Raw genomic sequence first — 3,193 nt, 5'->3', positions numbered from 1 at the left:
AACGCAAGGAGGGCCAGCACCGCGAGAAGGGCGTAGATGCCCATCGCGAGGTCGTTCGGAAGCGAAAGGAGGTCGATCAGACCCAGTACGAGGTAGACGGCCACCCCGAACGCGATTGCCGGGGCGGGGGAGGTCAACGCGTACCACCGCGGCTTGCGTCTCGAATCCGCCCGCGACGTGAACCACAGGGTGGCGCCGATGGCGCCGCCGACGGCCGCCGCCGTCAACGGTATCGCCACCCCCTGGATGGCGCCCGCGATCACCAGATGCATCGGCCCTTGGCCGTCGTCTATCGGACCTCCTGCGAACTCAGGCGCCAACCGCGTCAGGCTGCCCGCGCTCGTGAAGCAGAGCGCAGAGATCGACCCAATTACGTACCCGTCCAACGACTCTCGGATCCCGGGGTACCGCAACCGCACCAGGATCATCGGTGCGAGTAGGAGGATCAGGAAGCCCAACGGAATGGCGAGTCCCGTGACGAGGATTCTGGTCGTGCTGACCGGCAGGCCCAGCGCGTCGTCGTCGGTGCGCGCGGCAGCGACGTCCGTCGCGAGCCCCCAACCCACGCCGAACGCGATGCCCAGCACGGCGGTGGTCGACAGGGCACCGACCGACAGATCGACGAATGCGTCTGTCTCCCTCAGGTAGACCACGAACAGCAACGGCAACCCGAAGCCGACCAGCCCGATCAGCGCGGCCTGCCACATCGGCAGTGCGGTGCCCAGCATCAGCGCGACCACGCCGATGAGCGCCACCGTGAACGCCGCCCGAGACTGCCGTGGCAGCGACGGGAAGATCGTGCTCGTCACCGACGGGCTCAGCAGGCGTTGGTTCGGTGCTGCCGAATGGGCCGACATGCGGAGCCACGAAGGTCCGTCGCCACGCCGGCGGAGCCGCGTCGCGCCGCAGTTTCCGCAGAACTCACCGGACGGGACGGTGACGTCGCAGACGCGACAGGCCATGCCCGTCATCGGGGGGCCACTCCCTTCTGGATGTCGAGGAAGTCGCCGACGAGCTGTTCGACGTTGGGGCTGCCGAGTCCGGTCGCCAGGTCGTAGCCGGGGACCGCGACGTCGACCGCGTTCCCGCCCAGCGTGACGTCGCGAAACCCCGGCGAATTCGCGCCTTTTGCCACCTGGTAGAGCAGTGGGTTGACGTCGCCGAGGGCGTGTCCGCCGTGGGCCAGGAGGTATTCATTCATCAGTGCCGTCAGGCCGGCCCAGATCGGAGCGGCCTGCGAGGTGCCCGCGCCCACCAGATCCTGCTGGTCGAATCTGATCTTGACGCCCGTGAACGGATCGGCGACCGCTGCCACGTCAGGTGTCAGGCGGCGTTGTCGTTTACCGGAGTCCCGGTCGATCGACAACCTGCGCTGCCAGACTGGCCGGGGAAACAGCTTTGACACCCCGCCACTGGTGCCCTGCGACAGAGGCGCGTCGACCCAGGCCTGCTCGGCCAGCCACTGGCCCTTCTCATCGGTGGACATGGTGGTGCCGCCTACGGAGGTCATGCCAGGCAAGGACGCGACGGCATCCAGTCCGACGTCATCCGGGCCGGGCGGTGCCGACCAGCCGTTGCCGCCCTTGCATTCCAGCCCGCCGGTGTCGCCGCTGGCATCGAAGGCCGACGTCCCGTTCGCATGGGCCCTTTCCAAGGCGGACTGCACTGGTTTGAGGTCCGTCGCGGTGATCAGCGCGTCGCACCCCCACCCGATGGACAGACTCCACACCGCGCCGGGGAACTGTCGGTTCGCGCCGTCGAACATCTCGGCGATCCGCTCGTAGGTGCGCCCACCCTCCAGAGTGGGCCGGGCGTTGATCACCACCATCCGAGCGTCCGGCGCAATGGCGTGTGCGACTTCGAGATCCATCACGGTCTCGGCGCGGGATTCGCTGGGCTGTCCCCCGACGAGGATCGGCTTCAGCGGTGGCAGACCCGACATCTGGGCGAAGTCGTCGAGGTCCCCCTGGTCGTAGCCGCTGAACGCGAAGAAGACGATGGTCTGCCCTTTGCCCGTGAACCCGGCTGCCGCAAGCGGCTTGGCGTTGTAGGCAGTCAGCAGGGCGTCGGGCGTCAACCCTTGGGACGGAACGTCGAGGGGAATGATGTCGGGGCGCTTTTCACGATTTGGCGTGTACCCGAGAATGCGCCCGAGATCGCTCACCGTGCGTTCGATCGCCGGAGGGACCTCGGGTTGCCGGGCGGATGCGTAGAACACCTGCCCCTGCATGCCGCGGAAGTCGTGCACGGGGACGTCGAACGCCCGGGCCACATCGGCCGGTCGGCCGTCGACGATGGCCCATTCCTCGCCGGGCAGCCATCGCACGTCGAGACCCTCGCCGGCCGCCCAGGTGATCAACGGCTCCGGGCGGGTCGAGACGCGAAGTCCCACGGTGAGCTGTGCACGGTCCAATCGGGACGGGCCGAGATCCTCGGAACTGGCGAGCAGCCGGGCGTATGGGCCCCCGATGGCCGCCGTGCGTTCGGGCTGCGGCCCGGAACGGTGGTCGACGAAGACTATCGAAGCGGCCACGGCAAGCGACATCGTCAGCCAACACCCGAGCAGTCGGGACGCCATCCGGCGCGTAGCAAACATCATTGGACTCCAGAACCGGCGCGCCAACCCCCGTGAGAGGGGCGTCGCGGTGCACGGGGAAGATGCAGGGCCGCGTCCGCGGGGCGCGAAGGTCGTCGCGCCCCGCGGGCTGGCCGTGCGGTCGTGAGATCGACGCTATCCCTAGCCGGTGTGGCTGGTGTTGCCGGGGTTGCCCGATGGCAGGGGAGGCGCCTTCACGGGCGGCGAGAAGCTGTTGCCGCCAGTGGGGTTGATGCTCTTCTCCGTCGGAGTCGGGGACGGAGCAACGGACGACGTGGTGGTCGTGGTCGAGGTGCTGGAGGGAGCCGGTGATTCAGTGCCGCTACATCCGGCAGTCAAGGCACCCATGGCGATTATTGCGCTACCGCCGGCCACCAGTGCCAAGCGCCGTGCCCAACGGTATGATTTCATTGTTGGTGTCCAATATTTCCCACAACCCGTACGGGTGCGCATGCGGTTGTGGATCAAAAGCCGCTAACGTCAATATTGTGGCATACTTTGGCAAACTTCGGGGGTAATCCCGCCAGCTGGCCGGCGGCGCACAAATGGCCTCCAAAATGCGCCTCACCTCTACCTCTGCTCAATCGGGCGTTTGGC

At 67.4% G+C, this 3,193-nt stretch carries 3 protein-coding genes; 1 reads left to right on the top strand and 2 read right to left on the bottom strand.

Annotation, left to right across the window (positions count from 1 at the left end; genetic code table 11):
• Both QOI01_RS18970 and QOI01_RS18965 read right to left on the bottom strand, forming a co-directional pair.
• The coding region (locus tag QOI01_RS18970) for a zinc ribbon domain-containing protein (protein WP_526383624.1) at positions 1-971 on the bottom strand (971 nt) is incomplete at its 3' end.
• The gene (locus tag QOI01_RS18965) at positions 968-2,596 is read right to left on the bottom strand and encodes a S53 family peptidase (protein WP_526383622.1); all 1,629 of its coding nucleotides are present in this window, start codon (positions 2,594-2,596) and stop codon (positions 968-970) included. The genes QOI01_RS18970 and QOI01_RS18965, both read right to left, overlap by 4 nt.
• A gap of 148 nt (positions 2,597-2,744) precedes the next feature.
• On the opposite strand from QOI01_RS18965, the gene QOI01_RS18960 reads away from it, so the two are divergent.
• Positions 2,745-3,074 carry a hypothetical protein gene (locus QOI01_RS18960; RefSeq protein WP_526383620.1) on the top strand — a complete coding sequence of 110 codons (330 nt, stop codon included), beginning with the start codon at positions 2,745-2,747 and terminating at the stop codon, positions 3,072-3,074.
• Positions 3,075-3,193 lie beyond the last annotated feature (119 nt).

It is taken from the genome of Mycobacterium sp., assembly GCF_032162605.1.
Taxonomy (GTDB): domain Bacteria; phylum Actinomycetota; class Actinomycetes; order Mycobacteriales; family Mycobacteriaceae; genus Mycobacterium.
Note: the sequence above shows the minus strand (reverse complement) of the source record. Positions and strands in the feature narration are given on the sequence as shown.